15 protein-coding genes are annotated in these 17,943 nt (G+C 70.9%); 10 read left to right on the top strand and 5 right to left on the bottom strand.

What is annotated here, in order from left to right:
- Nucleotides 1-174 precede the first annotated feature (174 nt).
- Complete coding sequence (gene fxsT / locus F4553_RS10905; RefSeq protein ID WP_184835071.1) at nt 175-3,039, top strand: FxSxx-COOH system tetratricopeptide repeat protein; 2,865 nt, start codon at nt 175-177, stop codon at nt 3,037-3,039.
- Between the two features lie 41 nt (nt 3,040-3,080).
- Here the strand turns inward: fxsT and F4553_RS10910 are convergent, their stop codons facing one another.
- Together F4553_RS10910 and F4553_RS10915 are read right to left on the bottom strand one after the other, a co-directional pair.
- The gene (locus F4553_RS10910) at nt 3,081-3,551 is read right to left on the bottom strand and encodes a hypothetical protein (protein ID WP_184835073.1); all 471 of its coding nucleotides are present in this window, start codon (nt 3,549-3,551) and stop codon (nt 3,081-3,083) included.
- A gap of 27 nt (nt 3,552-3,578) precedes the next feature.
- Nucleotides 3,579-4,937, bottom strand: a complete 1,359-nt coding sequence (locus tag F4553_RS10915; RefSeq protein WP_184835075.1) for an MFS transporter — start codon at nt 4,935-4,937, stop codon at nt 3,579-3,581.
- 59 nt (nt 4,938-4,996) lie between these two features.
- Here F4553_RS10915 and F4553_RS10920 point away from each other — a divergent pair, with 59 nt between their 5' ends.
- The 3 genes from F4553_RS10920 to F4553_RS10930 all read left to right on the top strand — a co-directional run bounded on the left by F4553_RS10920 (nt 4,997) and on the right by F4553_RS10930 (nt 7,900).
- Nucleotides 4,997-5,614, top strand: coding sequence for a TetR/AcrR family transcriptional regulator (locus F4553_RS10920; protein WP_184835077.1), 618 nt, complete (start codon nt 4,997-4,999; stop codon nt 5,612-5,614).
- A gap of 82 nt (nt 5,615-5,696) precedes the next feature.
- Nucleotides 5,697-7,076, top strand: a complete 1,380-nt coding sequence (locus F4553_RS10925) for a flavin-containing monooxygenase (RefSeq protein WP_184835079.1) — start codon at nt 5,697-5,699, stop codon at nt 7,074-7,076.
- Entirely contained in the window at nt 7,073-7,900 is an 828-nt protein-coding gene (locus F4553_RS10930) for an SDR family NAD(P)-dependent oxidoreductase (protein WP_184835081.1), read from the top strand. The genes F4553_RS10925 and F4553_RS10930 overlap by 4 nt, the downstream gene beginning before the upstream one ends.
- 271 nt (nt 7,901-8,171) lie before the next feature.
- On the opposite strand, the gene F4553_RS10935 is transcribed toward F4553_RS10930, so the two are convergent.
- Nucleotides 8,172-8,804 (bottom strand): TetR/AcrR family transcriptional regulator, encoded by a 633-nt coding sequence (locus F4553_RS10935; RefSeq protein WP_184835083.1) that lies wholly within the window; start codon nt 8,802-8,804, stop codon nt 8,172-8,174.
- A gap of 113 nt (nt 8,805-8,917) precedes the next feature.
- On the opposite strand from F4553_RS10935, the gene F4553_RS10940 reads away from it, so the two are divergent.
- Entirely contained in the window at nt 8,918-10,057 is a 1,140-nt protein-coding gene (locus tag F4553_RS10940) for an epoxide hydrolase family protein (RefSeq protein ID WP_184835085.1), read from the top strand.
- 86 nt (nt 10,058-10,143) lie between these two features.
- Here the strand turns inward: F4553_RS10940 and F4553_RS10945 are convergent, their stop codons facing one another.
- Both F4553_RS10945 and F4553_RS10950 read right to left on the bottom strand, forming a co-directional pair.
- Complete coding sequence (locus F4553_RS10945; protein WP_184835087.1) at nt 10,144-12,105, bottom strand: elongation factor G; 1,962 nt, start codon at nt 12,103-12,105, stop codon at nt 10,144-10,146.
- A gap of 226 nt (nt 12,106-12,331) precedes the next feature.
- Nucleotides 12,332-12,922, bottom strand: coding sequence for a GGDEF domain-containing protein (locus tag F4553_RS10950; protein WP_184835089.1), 591 nt, complete (start codon nt 12,920-12,922; stop codon nt 12,332-12,334).
- Nucleotides 12,923-13,165: 243 nt separating this feature from the next.
- Here F4553_RS10950 and F4553_RS10955 point away from each other — a divergent pair, with 243 nt between their 5' ends.
- From F4553_RS10955 to F4553_RS10975, 5 genes are all read left to right on the top strand, one after another.
- The gene (locus F4553_RS10955; protein ID WP_184835091.1) at nt 13,166-13,417 is read left to right on the top strand and encodes a DUF397 domain-containing protein; all 252 of its coding nucleotides are present in this window, start codon (nt 13,166-13,168) and stop codon (nt 13,415-13,417) included.
- A 170-nt stretch (nt 13,418-13,587) separates the two neighbouring features.
- A complete protein-coding gene (locus tag F4553_RS10960; protein WP_512698870.1) occupies nt 13,588-14,481 on the top strand; it encodes a Sco1979 family transcriptional regulator in 894 nt (297 codons plus the stop codon).
- A 123-nt stretch (nt 14,482-14,604) separates the two neighbouring features.
- The gene (locus tag F4553_RS10965) at nt 14,605-15,390 is read left to right on the top strand and encodes an SAM-dependent methyltransferase (protein ID WP_184835093.1); all 786 of its coding nucleotides are present in this window, start codon (nt 14,605-14,607) and stop codon (nt 15,388-15,390) included.
- Nucleotides 15,391-15,517: 127 nt separating this feature from the next.
- Nucleotides 15,518-16,720: an esterase-like activity of phytase family protein gene (locus F4553_RS10970; protein WP_221469853.1), complete on the top strand. Its 1,203-nt coding sequence runs from the start codon at nt 15,518-15,520 to the stop codon at nt 16,718-16,720.
- A 110-nt stretch (nt 16,721-16,830) separates the two neighbouring features.
- Nucleotides 16,831-17,880 (top strand): phosphatidylinositol-specific phospholipase C domain-containing protein, encoded by a 1,050-nt coding sequence (locus F4553_RS10975; RefSeq protein ID WP_184835095.1) that lies wholly within the window; start codon nt 16,831-16,833, stop codon nt 17,878-17,880.
- The last annotated feature ends 63 nt before the right edge of the window (nt 17,881-17,943 follow it).

A 17,943-nucleotide genomic window follows, 5' to 3' on the forward strand; every position in this document is an offset into this window, starting at 1 on the left:
CACTATCCGACAAAATATCTAGCCTGGCTCGTGGACAGAGCCACTACCATAGCTCTAGGTCAATGTAGGTCGGCACCGCAGCCGAACCGGTCATCCACTTCACACGCAGTTCGATGCAGAACGCGCGCTCGGCATGCTCCTAGGAAACTCCGGCCAGGACTGGGATGAAGACTGATGACTGAGACATCCACCGGCACCGCCTCCGCCACCGGCTCGTTCATCCTCCGCTACGCGGCCACGGACCGGGCATGGGCGGAGTGGATCGAAGAACTCCTCGTCTCGGCGGGCGCCCGCATCATCGACGACGCGCCCGGTGCCGCCGACCCGCACGGTCTGCCGGCCGATCTGCGTACCCTGCTGATCGTCTCTTCGGCGGAGCCGATGGCCGCGACCGGCGGCGGCCGCAACACGCTGGCGGTCTACGTCGCCGATGTCCGGCCGCTCGCGTCCGTTCCGGCCGAACGATCCGCGGTCCTGCACGGCCTCGACGAGGCGAGCGCGGCCGAGCGGGTCCTGCGGCTCACCGGCCACGGCGGCGCATCCCGGCCGCTCCCGGCCGACCCGCGGTTTCCCGGCACCGAGCCGATGGTCTTCAACGCGCCCGCCCGCAACCCGCGCTTCACCGGCCGCGACGCCGCGCTGCGCGACCTGCGTGCCCGGCTGCGCACCCAGCCGACCGGGGCCGTGGCCCTGCACGGCACCGACGGCTCCGGCAAGACCCAGATCGCGGTGGAGTACGCCCACCGCTTCCGCACCGCCTATGACGTCGTCTGGTGGATCGCGGCCGAGCCACCGCAGTTCGTCGACACCTCGCTGCTGGAGCTGGCGAGCCGGCTCGGCATGAAGCTGGACCCCTCCTCCGAGGCGAACACGGGACTGCTGCTGGCGGCGCTGCGCCGGGGCGAGCCGACAAGCCGCTGGCTGATCGTCTTCGACAACGCCGACGACTTCGAACGGATCTCGCCGCTGGTCCCGACCGGCGGAGGCCACGTCATCCTCACCTCCGGCAACCCCGCCTGGCACGACCGGGCCCATCCGATGCCGGTGGACGCCTTCCAGCGCGCCGAGAGCATCACCCACCTGCGGCGCAGGATGCCCCTGCTCACCGACGCGGAGGCGGCCTCGCTCGCCGGCACGCTCGGCGACCTGCCGCTCGCCGTCTCCGTCGCCGGGGCGTTTCTCGCCGAGACGAGTACGCCGGTCGCCGACTACCTGCGCCGGCTCGGCCAGGGCACACCCGCCGAGCTGACCGTCCGTGCGTGGGAGATGTCGCTGGACTGGCTCGCGGGCAGGTCGCGGGCGGCGTTCAAGCTGCTGCAGCTCTGCTCGATGCTGGCGCCGGAGATCCCGTTCGAGATGCTCTACGGCGATGAGATGGCCGACGCGCTGGTCCCCTTCGACTCGTCGGCGTCGGAGCGGCTGATGCGCACCATCCTGGTGCAGAACCTGAACCGGCTGGCCCTGATAAAGATCGACGACAAGGCCGCGCAGATCTACGTGCACCGGCGGCTGCAGCGGGTCGTCGAGCGACGGATGTCGACCGAGGAGCAGCGGCAGACCCGGCACGAGATCCACCTCGTGCTCGCGGGCGCGCGGCCCGACGGCGAGGTGGACGATCCCCCGACCTGGCCCCGGTTCCGCAGCATGTGGCCGCACCTGCTCATCTCGGACGCCACCGGTTGCCGCGACGAGCGTACCCGCCAGCTCTTCATCGACCGCGTTCGCTATCTGTGGCTGCGCGGCGACCTCCTCGCGGGCAAGCGCTTCGGCGAGCGGATCTCCCAGGAGTGGTCCGCCCTGCTCGACGACCCCGCCTTCGCGGGCGACCGGACCGCCCTGCGTCGCCAGCTGCTCAACCTGCGGTTCAACCTGGCCAACATCCTGCGCAGCACCGACGGGTTCCAGGCGTCGAGCGACCTCGACAACGAGGTGCTCGCGGCGCAGCGGGAGCTGCTCGGCGACCGCCACCCACACACCGTGATCACGATGGGCAGCGTCGGTGCCGACCTGCGCGGCCTCGGCAGCTACCCACAGGCGCTCGAACTCGCCGCCACCACCCACGACGCGGCGATGGCGGTCTTCGGCGAGAACCACCCGCGGACGCTCGCCGCGGCGAACAACCTCGCCGTCTCGTTCCGGCTGATGGGCGACTTCCACAGCGCCACGCACCGGGACGAGGACGTCCTCGCCCGGCGCCGGGAGGTCCTCGGCCCGGACCATCCCGCCACCTTCCATTCGGCGTCCTGTCTCGGCCGCGATTACCGCGACGCGGGAGATTACGCCAAGTCGGTGGCGATGCTGCGCCAGGTCTATGACGGCATCGTCGCGGCCCGGGGCGCCGAGGGCACCGAGGCGGTCATCGCCCAGGTCAACCTGGCCGCTTCGCTGCGCGCCGACGGCCGCCCCGAGGAGGCGATGCCGCTGCTCGACGACGCCTACGAGCGCCTGCGCGGCCGCCTCGGCGAGCGGCAGACCGAGACGCTGGCGTGCCGGCTCGGCCGCACCTCCAACCTGCTCGCGATGGGGCGCAACGAGCTCGCGGGTGCCGAGCTGCGGGCCTTGATCGAGGACTACCGGGCCGCCCTCGGCCCCGCACACCCGCACACCCTGATCTGCATGAGCAACCTCTCCGCCGTCACGCGCGCGCTCGGCGACCGGGTCGAGGCGCGGAGCCTCGCCCAGCACGCGGCGGACGAGCTCGCGCAGCACCTGCCGGCGAGCCACCCCTTCCTGCTGGGCGCGCAGACCAACCTCTCGGTCTGCCTCGCCGAGGACGGCGATCTCGCGGCGGCGCGGGCCGTCGCCGAGCGGACGCTGGCGCTGCTCGCCGAGTCGCTCGGGTCGGAGCATCCGGACGCGCTGCGCTGCGAGGCCAACCTCGCGCTGATCCTGCGGGGCCTCGGCGAGTCCGGCCCGGGCACCGACCACGCCGCGATCGTCGAGCGGCTCGCGGCCTCGGTCGGCGCCGATCACCACAGCGTCCAGGCGCTGCGGACCGGCGTCTACTCGCACCGGGTCATCGACCCGCACCCGTTCTGATCGGCACCGGCCCCGGTCCGCCGGGGCCGGTGCCGGCCGCGTCAGACGACGCAGCGAGCGAGCTCCGAGTGGTCGTAGACGAGGTAGAAGATCGTGCCGCTGCTGACGAACCGCTTCATGTGCCAGTAGCGGAAGGCGTAGGTCACGCCCCCGATGACGTTGTTGTGGGAGCCGACGTACTGCGCGAGCAGGCTCGAGGTGGTGCCGCAGCGGTCGCCCGACGTCGAGGTGACGGCGAGGTCCGCCGACCAGCTGATCGTGCTGCCGCTGCAGAGCACCACGTAGCTGCGCAGGTAGGTCTCGGGCGTGGTGGGGCTGACCACGTGCCAGTAGCGGTAGTTGCCGACCGAGCCGACGAGCCAGTAGGTGGTGGGGGTGCCGAGGATGACCCGGCTGTAGCTGCCCGCCGCGGAGCAGGCGAGCGAGTCCGGTGCGGCGAGCGCCGCGGTGGGGGCGACCAGCACCGTCGCGGCTGCCGCGACGAGGGAGACGAGAGCAAGTTTCAGCTTCATCGACTCACGATACATATGGATCTATAACTAGACTGTCGGCGATGCGTCCCGCAGTCTCGCGTCCAGTGTGTACTGCCGCTGCAGCAGCACCGCGACGACCATCAGCACCGCCGGGACCACACCGAACCCGAGCCGGATCAGGTCGTGCGCCCGCTCGCTCTGCACCACCTGCTCCCCCGCCCCGGTCGCGATGAAGCCGCCGACCGCCAGGCACGCGGCGTAGAGGTAGGGGCCCAGCGCACCGCCGGTCGCCTCGGCCGCCGTCCACATCCCGGTATAGGACCCGGCCCGCGCGGTCCCCGCCGCGCCGCCGGCCCGGACCACGTCCGGCAGCATCGAGAAGGGCAGCAGCTGCATCGCCGCGAACGCCACGCCGAGCACGGCCACACAACCCACCAGGATGGGTACGCCCACCGGCCGCCCGAAAGCCAGGACGACCGACCCCGCCGCGAAGGCGAGCTGGGCGATCAGCAGACCGGGCTGCTTGCCGATGCGCTTGGTCAGCCACACCCACCCGGGGGTGGCGATGAGTGCCGGTGCCACGAAGGCGGCGACGAGGACCGTGGTGAGGCCGGGCTTGCCCAGCTCGTACTCCGCGAAGTAGGGCACCGCGGTGAGCACGAGGTGGGTCGTGGTCGACATGAGCAGGTAGGCGGCGACGAGCCAGCGGAACTGCCGGTCGCCGAGCGCCGCGAGCAGGGTGCGTAGCCCGGCCGCGTGCGTCGGGGCGGCGACCGGCGGCGTCGGTGCCACGGTCGTGAGCGTCCGCACGCCGCGCAGCCCGATCAGCATCGCACCGAGCATCACCGCGCCGAGGATCGCGCCCATCAGCGCGTAGCCGCCCCGCGTCGGGTTGTCCTTGCCGGAGATGATCGGCGCGATCACACCGCTGAGCAGGATGCCGAGCGTCAGCACCACCATCCGGAACCCCATCAGCCGGGTCCGCTCGTGATAGCCGATCGCGAGATCCGCCGGCGTCGAGAGATAGGGCACCTGGTAGGTCGCGAAGAGCAGGTTGCCCGCGATGAAGAAGACCATCACCCAGATCGCGGCGGTGGTGCCGGTGAGCCCGGCCGGGAGCGCGAAGAGCCCGGCGAAGGCGAAGGGCAGCCCGCAGCCGAGCAGCATCAGCCCGCGCCGGTGCCCGCGCTTGCGCAGATCGGTGTCGGAGAGGTGCCCCACCCAGGGGTGCAGCAGCACATCGGCGATCTTCGGCAGGAGGAGCACGAATCCGGCGAGCAGAGGGCTGACCGCGAGCACATCCGTGAGAAAATAGAGTAGGAGCAGACCGGGGACGGTGACCCAGACCCCCATGCCGATCGAGCCGCCCGCGAAGGCGAGGAGGCCGGAGCGCGGGAGCCGCTGCGTCGGGGCTGACTCGGTCATCTGCGGCTCCCTGGAGGGCTAATCCAACGTTCGCTGGATTGTAGGGCACGATAGGAGCCATGACCACACCTCGCCGGGGGCCCGGCCGGCCCCGACGCGCCGAGCAGCGCGACACCGCCGACGACATCGTGCTCGCCGCGACCGCGCTGTTCGCCCGGCGCGGGTTCGACGCGGTCGGCATGCGCGACGTCGCCGCCTCGGCCGGGGTCGACGTCGCGACCGTGCACCACCACGCGGGCACGAAGGCCGAGCTCTACCAGGCCTGCTTCGCCCGGGTCTTCGCCGCCGAGAGCAGCGCACTCATCGACGCGGTGGCGGCCGCACAGGCCGGGATCGCCGAGGGCAAGGCGGAACTCTTCGACCGGCTGCACGCGCTGCTCGACGCGTTCGTCGACTTCCTGGAGGAGGTGCCCGAGACGACCGGGCTGTGGCTGCGGCGCTGGTCGGAACCCGATCGCCACACCGACCTCGACGAGTCCTTCGCCACCCCGCTCTACCAGGCGGTCGAGCAGGTGCTCGACGGTGCCGCCGAGGCCGGGCTGCTGCACGAGCCGCACCCGCACATCGCCGTGCGCAGCCTCGTCTGGGCGGTCCACGCCCACGTCTCCGCGGGGTCGCCGGACCGCAAGGAGTTCCGGTCCTGGGTCCACCGCTGGCTGGACCGCATGTACGCCTGAGTTCCGGGTCGCTTCACTTGACGATCAGCGCGGGGCGAGTCATTATCCAACAATCGTTGGATTAATTTTGCCGGAGGTCACCGTGGCTGACGCCGCACCAGTCGTCGCCGTCATCGGCGCCGGACCCGCTGGGCTCGCCACGCTCAAGGCGTTGGCCGACGTCGGCGTACCGGCCAAGGGGTTTGACGCGGGCGAGCGCGTCGGCGGCCTGTGGGCCTTCGGCGGACCGCACTCGTCGGCCTACCGGACCCTGCACCTCAACACGAGCAGGGGCCGCACGGAGTTCGCCGACTTCCCGATGCCGACCGACTGGCCCGACTACCCCGACCACACCCGGATCGCCTCCTACCTCCAGGAGTACGCCGACCGCTACGACCTCACCGACCGCGTCGCCCTGCGGCACACGGTGGACCGGGTGGAGCAGCTGGCCGACGGCCGCTGGGCGGTGACCGCGACCGGACCCGACGGCACCGCCACCGAGGTCTTCGCCGCCGTCGTCGTCGCCAACGGCCACAACAGCCGCCCGCGGATGGCGGTCTATCCCGGCACCCCCGCCGTCGCGGAGCTGCACAGCCACGACTACCGCGACCCCAGCCAGCTCGCCGGGAAGCGGGTCCTCGTCGTCGGCGGCGGCAACTCGGCGATGGACATCGCGGTCGACGCCTCCCACGTCGCCGAACGCACCCTGCTCTCGCTGCGCCGAGGCGTCTGGATCGTGCCGAAGCACCTGCTCGGCAAGCCGTCGGACACCCTCAACGGCGCGCTCGCCAAGCGCCTGCCGTGGCGCGTGCGCCAGGTGATCAGCCAGACGATGCTGCGCCTCACCGTCGGCTCCCCCACCCGCTACGGGCTGCCTGAACCCGAGCACGGCTTCCTGCAGGACCATCCGACACTCTCCGACGCCCTGCTGTCGCGCCTGAGCCACGGCGAGATCGACCCGCGCCCGGGGATCGAGCGCATCGACAGCAGCGTCGTCACCTTCGTCGACGGCACCCGCGAGCAGGTCGACCTCATCGTCTGGTGCACCGGCTACCGCATCGACCTGCCCTTCCTCGATCCGGCGCTGCTGGGGCCGGGCGCCGATCGGCTGCCGCTCTACCGCCGGATCTTCCACCTCGACGCGCCCGGGCTCATGTTCGTCGGCCTGATGCAGTCCACCGGTGCCGCGCTGCCCGTCGTGGAGGCGCAGGCCAGGCTCGTCGCGGGGCACCTAGCCGGGGCCTACGCCCTGCCCACCCGGGCCGAGCAGGCCGCCGACTGCGACGCCGTCCTGCGGGCCGCCACGCAGCGGTGGGGCGACCGCCGACCGGCGATGCGGATCGACTTCGACGCCTACCTCGAGCTCGCCGCGCGGGAGCTGCGCGACGGTGCCCGGCGTCGCGACCGGGGGCGCGGGATCACCTGGCCTTCGCCTCCTACTCGCCCCGAGAATTCTTCGAGCCTGGAGAGTGCAGCCCGATGAGTGATCTGACCGGACGCCGCGCCATCGTCACCGGCGCGAGCGGCACCTTCGGGCGGCTGCTCTGCCATACCCTCACCGCGGCCGGAGCCCGAGTCGTCGGCATCGACCTGCACGGCGGGGAGGTCGACGGGGTGACGGTCCTCTCGTGCGACCTGACCGACACCGCGGCGGCGGCAGCGGCCGTGGAGTCGGCCGCCCAGCTCCTCGGCGGGCTCGACCTGCTGATCAACAACGCCGGGGTGGGCGGGCCGGCGCCGGCCGAGTTCGCGCCGGGCGCGGCGGCTCGGCAGCAGATCGAGGTCAACCTCGTGGCGGCGTGGGCCGTGACGGCGGCTGCCGTTCCGGCGCTGGAAGCCTCGCGCGGGCGGGTGATCTTCGTGGCGAGCCGGATGGCGGTGCTGCCGCTGCCGCTGGCCGCCGCCTACGGGGTGAGCAAGCGGGCACTGGTCGCCTACGCCGACGCACTGCGGCTGGAGGTGGGTACGCACATCGGGGTGAGCGTGGTCTACCCCAGCATGGTGGCCTCACCGATCCACGACGCCTCGGCCGAGGCCGGGCTGTCGTTGCAGGGGGTGTCGCGGCTGGAGCCCGTCGAGGGCGTGATCGCCGCGATCCTGCGGGCGGCGACGGCGCGGAAGGCACCATCCAATGTGGCCACCACCCGGCGGGGGCGGTTCGAGATGGCGATCGCGCGGCACCTGCCGTCGGTGGCCGGGCTGATGGTGCGCCGGACGATCGCGACCCGGATCGCGGCGGGGGACCTGGACCGGGCGCCGCTGGCGGCCGGGATGGTCCGCCGACACGGCCGCACGCCAGCCGCGTAGCGGCCCGGCCCGGCCCGGCCGCGTAGCGTGAGCGAGCCGCCTTTTCGCAGCGCTGGCGCTCCCTGATCGTGCAGAAAGCCGGAAACATGCCCCTCGCGCCGGTCGCGTAGGGCATGTTTCCGGCTTTCTGCACGATCAAGGGGGTGCGCCGCGCCCGCCGGCTTTCTGCACGATCAAGGGGGTGCGCCGCGCCCGCCGGCTTTCTGCACGATCACGGGGATGCACCGCGCCCGCTAGCTTCTTGCGCGATCATGGGGGTGCGCCGCGCCCGCTAGCGCTGCTGCCAGCGCCAGCTGAGCTCCATCGCCGTCGGCGGCGGGCCCGGCAGCTCTCCCGCGTCTCGCGCCGACAGCCCCGCGAGCTGCACCGCGAGGTAGCGTCGCCGCAGCTCGGCGCTGCGCACCGCATCCGGGACCCGGACCGCCGCGCACCCCTCCAGGACGAGGACCAGGTCGGCGGTGACCACCTCCGGCCGCAGCTTCCCGGACCGGTGTGCCCGGACGAAGATGCCCTCCGCCAGCTCGCCTGCCCGCATCGCGTCGCGGTTCATCTCCTCGGTCGGGGTGAAGGTCCCGGCGAGGTGCACCGTGAGCGAGTGCACGTCGGCGTCGACGATCCGCTCGACGAAGCCGGTGAACGCCCGCCAGTCGTCCGGCTCGTCGGCGGCCGCCTCGGCCTCGGCGATGTAGCGGAGCAGGCCGTCGTGGCAGAGCTTGCGGAGCAGGTCTTCCTTGGCGGCGTACCGCCGATAGAGCGCGCCGATGCCGACTGCCGCGCGCTCGGCGACCGCGGCGATCGGCGCGGACGGGTTGGCGAGGAAGACCTCGCGGGCCGCGGTGAGGATGACCTCGTCGTTGCGCGCGGCCTGGCCCCGGCGGCCGGAGAGGCCGGAAGTCACTGTCATGGCACCGAGATTAACACTGGAACGGATCGTTCCGCTCTGCTACAGTTGAAACGGAACGAAGCATTCCGCTCCAGTCGACCAGAGAATCAGAGCACAACTCACGGAGGCACACCATGACCGAGATCCGCCCATTCCGCGTCGAGATCCCTCAGGCTCGGCTCGACGACGTGCGCGACCGGCTGACCCGGGCGCTGTGGCCGCACGAGCTGCCGGGCGTCGGCGCGGCCTACGGTGTGACCAACGAGCGGGTCCGCGCGCTGGCCGCGTTCTGGCTCGACGAGTTCGACTGGCGCGCCACCGAGAAGCGGCTCAACTCCCTCGACCAGTTCACCACCGAGATCAACGGTGAGCAGATCCACTTCATCCACGTGCGGTCCTCGCGCGAGGACGCGACGCCGCTGATCCTGACCCACGGCTGGCCCGGCTCGGTCCTGGAGTACCTCGACGTCATCGAGCCGCTGACCGAGCCGGCCGACCCCACCGACCCCGCGTTCCACCTGGTCATCCCGTCGCTGCCCGGCTTCGGCTTCTCCGGACCGACGCAGAGCACCGGCTGGGGCACCCACCGGACGGCGGCGGCCTGGGTCGAGCTGATGGAGCGCCTGGGCTACCGGCGCTACGGGGCGGTCGGCAACGACGGCGGGTCGATGATCTCGCCGATCATGGGCCGGCTCGCACCGGAGAGCGTGATCGGCACGCACGTCACGCAGATCTTCTCCTTCCCCTCGGGCGACCCGGCCGAGTTCGCGACGCTCACCGCCGAGGACCACGCGGCGCTGGCGAAGCTGCAGTGGTTCGTCGACAACCTGTCGGCCTTCAACACCCTGCACAGCCAGCAGCCGCAGACGATCGCGTTCGCGCTCGCCGACTCGCCGGTCGGGCTGCTCGCGTGGAACGGGCAGCTCTTCGGCGAGAACCTCGATCCCGAATTCGTCGTCGCCAACATCGCGCTCTACTGGCTGACCGGCACCGCGGCGTCGTCGATCCGGTTCTACTACGAGGACGCGCACCACCAGGCGGAGCCCGCGGGGCCGACGACCGTGCCGCTGGGGCTGGCGATGTTCGCCGGTGACTTCCAGTCGATCCGGACCTTCGCCGAGCGCGACCACGGCAACATCGTGAGCTGGCACTCCTACGACGTCGGCACCGCGGCCGGCTCCGAGCGCGACGCGGCCGGTCACTACGCGGCTCACGAGGCGCCCGAGGTGCTCGCCGCCGACATCCGCGGCTTCTTCGGGAGCCTGTCCGCCTGATGCGGCATCGGAGGACGCGCCGCTGCGCTGTCCGCTTCAGCACCAACTCTTGAAGAGTTGGTGCTGAAGCGGTGTGTGGCCTCCGGTCACACCCGTCGCACCACGTGCAGCAGGTATTCGCGGCGGTTGAGCGGATTGTGGTCCGTCCGCGACCGCTCCGGCGGCACCCCGACCACCGGCCGGTAGTGGTCGAACACCGTCTCCAGCACCCCTTCGCCGCTGGTCAGCCCGGGCAGCTGCAGCTCCAGCCCGTGCACCCGGTCGGCCGGGAGCTCTCCCTCCACTATGGAGGTCGTGCCGGCCGCCGACGATGTCTGCGGGATCGCGCCCAGTCGGACCAGCGCGGGCAGCATCGATCCGAAGATCCCCGACGGGATCTCCAGCCGGAACCGGTGCATCGGCTCGCAGACGGTCGTCCCGGCCGCCCGCAGCGCGTCCATCAACACCAGCGGCGTGAGCAGGCGGAAGTCGCCTCCCGTACTCGACATGCTCTTGTCGAACGTGCCGTGCGCGTGACTCTGCCGCGCCCAGTAGCCCGAGTGCGTCATCACCACCTCGCAGTCGGGCACCTGCCAGCCGTGCAGCCCCTGTCCGAGCGTCTCCCGGACGGTCTCCTCGACCGCGGTCATGAACGCCAGCGGCATCGAGCCGAGCTCGACCTCCAGGCGGTATCGCACACCGGTGCCGACCGGCGCGGGCTCGACACGCAGCCCGATCGTCGCGAGGAACGGATTGGGGCCCTTCGCGATGAACTCCACCGCCGCGCCGACGCCGTCGAGCCGCTCGATGCAGATCGTCGTCGTCTCCCGGAAGGTCACCATCAGCCCGAACTCGTCGGCGAGCGTGGCCTGGATGACCTCCTTCTGCACCTCGCCGTAGAGCGAGACGGACAGCTCCTGCCGCAGCTCGTCCTGGCGCAGGTTGATCAGCGGGTCCTGATCGGCGAGCTGGGTGAGCGCGGCGTGCAGCGCACCCCGGTCGGCGGCCCGGACCGAGCTGACGACCGTCTCCAGCGTCGGCGGGGCGAAGTGCCGCGAGACCGGTGCGGCCTCGCCCAGCCGGTCGCCGATCCGCACATCGCCGAGGCCCCACACCTTGGCGATCTGCCCGGCGGTGACCTGGTCGCGCCGGTCCAGCGTGCCGTCGGCGAAGACCCCGATCCCGGTGACCTTGCCCGGCTCGCCCCGGTCGAGCTGCAGCCTGTCTCTTACACGCAGGGTCCCGGCGAACATCCGCACGATGCCGACCCGCTCCCCCGCCGCGCCGCGCTCGACCTTGAAGACGGTGCCCGAGGCGGGCGCGGTCGCGTCGGCACCGGCGGCCGGGAGCAGCTCCCGAACTCCGGCCATCAGCTCCGCGACCCCCGCACCGGTGATCGCCGACCCGAAGAACACCGGGTGAACGAGCGCCCGGCCGGTCTGTGCCACCAGCTCCGCGCGCGCCCGCCCGGCCGTGATCCCCGATTCATCCGCCACGTACGCCGAGAGCAGCTCCTCGTCGTGCTCCGCGAGCACCTCGAGCCCGGTGCGGTCCCGGTGGGGGACGAACGACGCGTCCGGGGTCCCGAGCCCGGACGCCGACCCCATCGGGATGATCGCCGGGGTGAGCCGCTCGGCGATGGCGCGCAGCAGCTCCGCCTCGCGGGCGCCACGACGGTCGATCTTGTTGATGAAGAGCAGCGTGGGGATCCGCAGCCGCTGCAGGGCCCGCATCAGCACCCGGGTCTGCGCCTGCACGCCCTCCACGGCGGAGATGACGAGCACCGCGCCGTCGAGCACGCTGAGCACCCGCTCCACCTCGGCGATGAAGTCCGGGTGGCCGGGGGTGTCGATCAGGTTGACGGTGGTGTCGCCGACGGCGAACGAGACGACCGCCGACTTGATCGTGATGCCGCGCCGTCGCTCCAGCGCCAGCGAGTCGGTCTGGGTGCTGCCGTCATCGACACTGCCGATCTCGTCGATGACACCGGCGGCGTAGAGCAGCCGCTCGGTCAGGCTCGTCTTACCAGCGTCGACATGGGCGAGAATTCCTAGATTCAGCGTGCTCAACAGTCATGTCCTCGAGATAGGCGAATGGTCCTTCCTGGGGTGACATGACTGCAGCTCGCATCTCAGCTCCTTGATCGACGTTCTGGTGGCTCCGGCTTCGAGTAGACCAGGAGCCCTTCGGGCCCGACAACCGAATTACCCGACAACCGGATGAGTCGCCCACACGGACGAGGGTAAGAGTCCGTGTGTGGTCCAGGCAGGCAGCGGCCGGGACCACACACGGACTCTATGGGCGGCGCCGGTGCGGACTGTGGACCACAGCCGCGCAGCAGGCCGCCCGGGGACCCGATCGGGTCGCCGGCGCACCACGGTCCACGGGGGACTCGTGGAGCGAGGGGGTCCGGGGGAGAACCCCGACCGGGTGGTCGAGGACGAGCGCGAGGTCGGCCGTGGGTTCCAGATCCGCCAGACCCACCGAAACCCTCGCGCGAACACACCTGCCGGATGTCCAGATCGGCTCGGCGAGGATCCGCGTCATCGTCTGGGCGTCGGGATAGGACGTGCCGTCCATCGTGGTTGAGCTGATCACGACTGCGGCGAACCGGCCGGAGTCGAGATGTGCCGCCGGGTGGCCGGTGGTGTAGTCGGCGAACCGGCGGGCGACGGCGACGAGCACCAGGTCGCCCACTTCGGACCCGAACTCGTGGGAGATCGCCTCACCGTCGTCGAGCGCTGCGACGACGGCGACGTGAGGGCAGGGCGATCGACCTTGCCGCAGCGCGGCGAGTTCGTGGAAGGCACGCCGATTGAGCAGGCCGGTGCGGGGATCGACGTGGGTGGTGTGCCACGTCGTCGCGGCGGTGTCGGTCGGATCCACTGCTGCGTTCCCCTTCCTGCCCATGCGGCGGCTATCCGCAGGTGACCGATCGGCTCGTGCAGGGCTTCGGTCGTCTGCGACCAGCGGGTTGATGGTTGGGAATACATCACCAAACGTCAGCGACCCGGTGCAGGCCACTTGCGTTATGATGCGCCTTGCACATGGCAAATGCAAGCGCAGATGCACGTGCATTTGACTCGGGAACGTCGGTTGAGGACGTCTGCGGTGGATGAGGGGTGCGTCATGGCGAGGAGTGCCTCCGGCGGCGGCCCAGGCGACCAGTCGCCCGGCTGCGCGGAGCTGACATGGCGCAAGAGCGGGCGCAGCAACGCGAGCGGCAACTGTGTCGAGGTGGCCCGGCTCCCCTACGGCGAGGGCGTCGCGGTCCGCAATTCCCGCGATCCCGATGGATCGGCACTGGTCTTCACGCACGCCGAGATCGCCGCGTTCCTCTGCGGCGTCTACGACGGCGACTTCGACGACCTGATCGACTAGCCCGGCGGCACGCGGCCCCGCGTGGCCCGAGATAACTGCTGAACTGGGAAGATTGCGGGAGCAAAGGACGTTACAACGTCGGTGCGCAGCCGTCATCCACGTACGAACGGATCATGGCATGCTTACATCCCCGATGTGTCCAGGTGTGGTAGACGGATGGAGGTCAGCGCGTGACGACGCCGCCATCCGACGCCGGCACACCTGGCGACACTCCCGGCGGGCCGACCGTCCTGCGCATGCTCCTCGGCGCCCAGCTCCGTCGGCTGCGCGAGGCGCGGGGGGTGACCCGTGAGGATGCCGGGTACCGCATCCGCGGCTCCGAGTCCAAGATCAGCAGGATGGAGCTGGGCCGGGTCGGCTTCAAGGAGCGCGACGTCGCCGACCTGCTCACCCTCTACGGCCTGACCGACCCGGTGGAGCGCGACCGGCTGCTGGCGCTGGCTCGCAACGCCAACTCCCCCGGCTGGTGGAACCGCTTCAGCGACGTGCTGCCCTCGTGGTTCCACCCCTACGTCGGGCTCGAGGCCGCCGCTTCGCTGGTGCGCAACTACGAGGTGCAGTTCGTGCCGGGGCTGCTGCAGACTCGCGACTACGCGCGGGCCGTGGTGATGCTGGGGCACGGGCATTCGCCCCCCGACGAGATCGAGCGCCGCGTCGACCTGCGGCTGCTCCGCCAGCAGGTGCTGACCCGGCTGCATGACCCGCTGCAGTTCTGGGCCGTCATCGACGAGGCGGTGCTGCGCCGCCCGATCGGCGGGGTCGAGGTGATGCGCAAGCAGATCCACGCGCTCGCCGAGGCGGCGATGATCCCCAACGTCCGGGTCCAGGTGGTGCCGTTCCACCTCGGCGGCCACGCGGCGTCTGGCGGTGCCTTCAGCATCCTGCGCTTCGCCGAGCCGGATCTGCCCGATGTGGTCTATGTCGAGCAGCTCACCAGCTCGCTCTATCTCGACAAGCGCGACGACGTCGACCAGTATGCGATCGTCATGGAGAAGCTCTGCATCCAGGCACCCCCGCCGGAGCAGTCCCGTGACATCCTGCACCGGATCGCCGCCGAGCTCTAGGCCCCGCACCTGGGCATCGACCTCTTTCGTGGGGGTGGACACCGCCGGGCCGCCGTGGCGTCTACCCTAGGCTTCTTCCCGGACATCGCCGAACTCCGATCTTGACAAGCTGCGAGGTGCACCATGGATCAACTGTCCAGGCTGGACACATCGGTGGCGCACTCCGCCCGCCTCTGGAACTACCTGCTCGGCGGCAAGGACAACTTCGCCGTCGACCGGGAGGCCGCGGAGCAGGTGCTCACGTTCATGCCCGAGCTCGTGCAGTCCGCCCGCTACAACCGGGAGTTCCTCGGCCGGGCCGTCCGCTTCCTCGCCGGGGAGGCCGGGATCCGGCAGTTCCTCGACATCGGCACCGGTCTGCCGACCGCGAGCAACACGCACGAGGTGGCGCAGCAGACCGCGCCGTCGGCCCGGATCGTCTACGTCGACAACGACCCGATGGTGCTGGTCCACGCCCGCGCGCTGCTCACCAGCACGCCAGATGGCGCCACCGACTACATCGACGCCGACATCCGCGATCCGGAGGCGATCCTGGGCTCCGCCGAGCGGACCCTGAAGTTCGACCAGCCGATCGCGATCATGCTGCTCGGCATCCTCAACTTCGTCGTCGACGACGACGAGGCCGCCGCGATCGTGCGCCGGCTCGTCGACGCCGTGCCGTCGGGCAGCTACCTGGTCGTCTCGCACCCCACCACGGAGGTGCACAAGGAGGCGGTCGTGCGGGCGATGGAGATGTGGAACGCCAGCGGTTCCGCCCCGATCACGGCCAGGACACCGGCGGCGATCGCCAGCTTCTTCGACGGGCTGGAGCTGCTGGAGCCGGGCGTGCTGACCGTGTCGCAGTGGCGGCCCGACGGCAACGACACGACCGTCGTCACCGAGTTCGGCGCGGTGGGCCGCAAACCCTGAACCTTCGACGGGTACGCCGGAGGCGGCTCTCGGCGTACCCGCCGAGGTCTTTGGGGTGTTCGGTGGTGTTCGCGACGTGTTCAGGATGGATCTCTAGCGTCCGACGGGTCACCACCTAGGAGGACCCATGAGACGCATGCCCCGCCTCGCCACCGCCGGTCTGGCGGTCCTGACCCTGTCCGTCGCCGCGCCCGCCAGCGGCGCCACCCCCGCCGGTGCCGGATTCCAGCACCGGCCGGACCGCTTCGGCCAGGCCACCCTGACCGGCTTCGCGTCGCTGCCCGCGACGACCTTCGTCCCGGCGAGCGACCCGTCCGGCGCGCTGCTGGGCACGGCTGCGATCAACGGGATCGTGCCGCCCTTCGCCGACCAGCCCGTTCAGGGCTTCAGCGGGATCGCCCGCAACTCCGATGGCAGCTTCGACGTGATCTCCGACAACGGCTACGGCAACAAGGCCAACAGCGGCGACTTCGTGCTCCGCGTGCAACGGGTCATCCCGGACTACGCCACCGGGACGGTCGACGTGGTCGGCGGGGTCAACCTCACCGACCCGGCCGGGCTGGTGCCCTTCGCGCTGACCCGGCCGGACCGGGTGCTGACCGGGTCGGATTTCGATGTGGAGTCGATCGTCAAGGCGTCCGACGGCAGCTACTGGATCGGTGACGAGTTCGGTCCCTTCCTGCTGCACTTCGACCGGGCCGGTCGGCTGCTCGCGGCGCCGGTGCCGCTCGCCGACGTGCACGCGCCGGAGAGCGCCGCGATCCTCGGCGTCACGCCGAACCTGCCCAGCAGCAAGGGTTTCGAGGGGATGGCGTCCTCCGCGGACGGACGCTATCTCTATCCGCTGCTGGAGGGCACGGTGAGCGGTGACCCGGCGGGTTCGCTGCGGATCTACCAGTACGACCGGCGCGCCGGGCACTACACCGACCAGCGCTTCACCTATCGGTTGGAGTCATCCGCCAACGCGATCGGCGACATGATCTCGGTGGACCGGGACCGCTTCCTCGTCATCGAGCGCGACAACGGGCAGGGTGCCACCGCCCTGTTCAAGAAGATCTTCATGGTCGACGTACGGGATCGTGACGCCGACGGTGCCGTCGACAAGACCGTCGTCGCGGACCTGCTCGACATCGCGGACCCGAGGCACCTGGGCGGCACGGCGAGCACCTTCCGCTTCCCGTTCCAGACGATCGAGGACGTCATCCTCCTCGACGACCGGACGCTGGGAGTCGTCAACGACAACAACTTCCCGTTCTCATCGGGACGCACGCCGGGGCAGCCGGACGACAACGAGTTCATCACCATCCGGCTGACGCGCCCGCTCCGCTGACCCCTCGTCGGGTGTGCGGGCGAGCCGCTTCCCGCACACCCACGCCCGCTCACCCAACGTTCATGAAAATTGTTCTGGTTTGGACATCACCGAGCAATTACGGTGACTTCATGCATTTGAAATCATCGATTGCTGTCGTCGGCGCCGCCCTCGCGCTCGCCCTCGGCGCCAACGCTCCGGCCGCCGCCGCCGCCCCGACCGACGCCCTTCGCCTGACCGGGACCACGGCGGTCGGGGTGCACAACACCTATGAGAAGGCGAAGTTCCCCTACCTCGCCGACGCGCTCGACACCGGCGCCAACCTGCTGGAGTTCGACATCTGGGTCGACACCGCCACCCGTCGCTGGCGCGTCAACCACGAGCTCTTCGGCACCAGCAACAACTGCACCGCCGCGACGACCGCCGCGCAGCTGCGCACCGGTGCCCGGGACCAGCAGTTCGGCGTCTGCCTCGACGACATCCGGATCTGGAGCGACGCCCACCCCGGACACCGCCCGCTGCACCTGAAGATCGAGCTCAAGGCCGGGTTCGACAGCCGTTACGCCCTGGGCCCGCGCGACTTCGACACCCTCGTCGCGAGCCGGCTGGGCAGCAAGGTCTACCGCCCGATCGACCTCGCCACCAAGCCGGACGGCAGCCGCTTCGCGACCCTGGAGGACGCGGCACTCGGCGACAACTGGGCCACCCGCGCCGCCCTCGCGGGCAAGGTACTCATCGAGATCATCCCGGGTACGTTCGAGCGCGGCAACCCCTTCGACAGCCTCGACACCGACGTGGAGTACGGCCGCCACCTGCGCGATCTCAACGCAGCCGGACAGCTCGCCACCGCGCAGGCGTTCCCGGCGGTGCTCGACGCGGCGACCGGCGACCCGCGCACGCGCTACTCGGAGACGAACATCCGGCCCTGGTTCGTCGTCTTCGACGGCTCCGCGAGCACCTACATGAACGGCAGCATCACCACCGCCTGGTACGACACCCGCCACTACCTGCTGGTGATGACCGATGCGTCGGCGGTGGCCCCGGCGATCGATCCGGTCAACCCGACGCAGGCACAGGCGCTGGCCCGGATCAACCTGCTCGCGCTCAACCACGCGACCGTCGTGTCGGCGGACTGGTCGGTGGCGACCGGCGTACTCGGCACGGTCGTCGCCCGCGGCTGACCGTGAGCGGCCGGCGGCGCGTGCGGCACGCGCGGCCGGCCGCCACCTCATCCTCGGGAGCTT

It is taken from the genome of Allocatelliglobosispora scoriae, assembly GCF_014204945.1.
GTDB lineage: Bacteria > Actinomycetota > Actinomycetes > Mycobacteriales > Micromonosporaceae > Allocatelliglobosispora > Allocatelliglobosispora scoriae.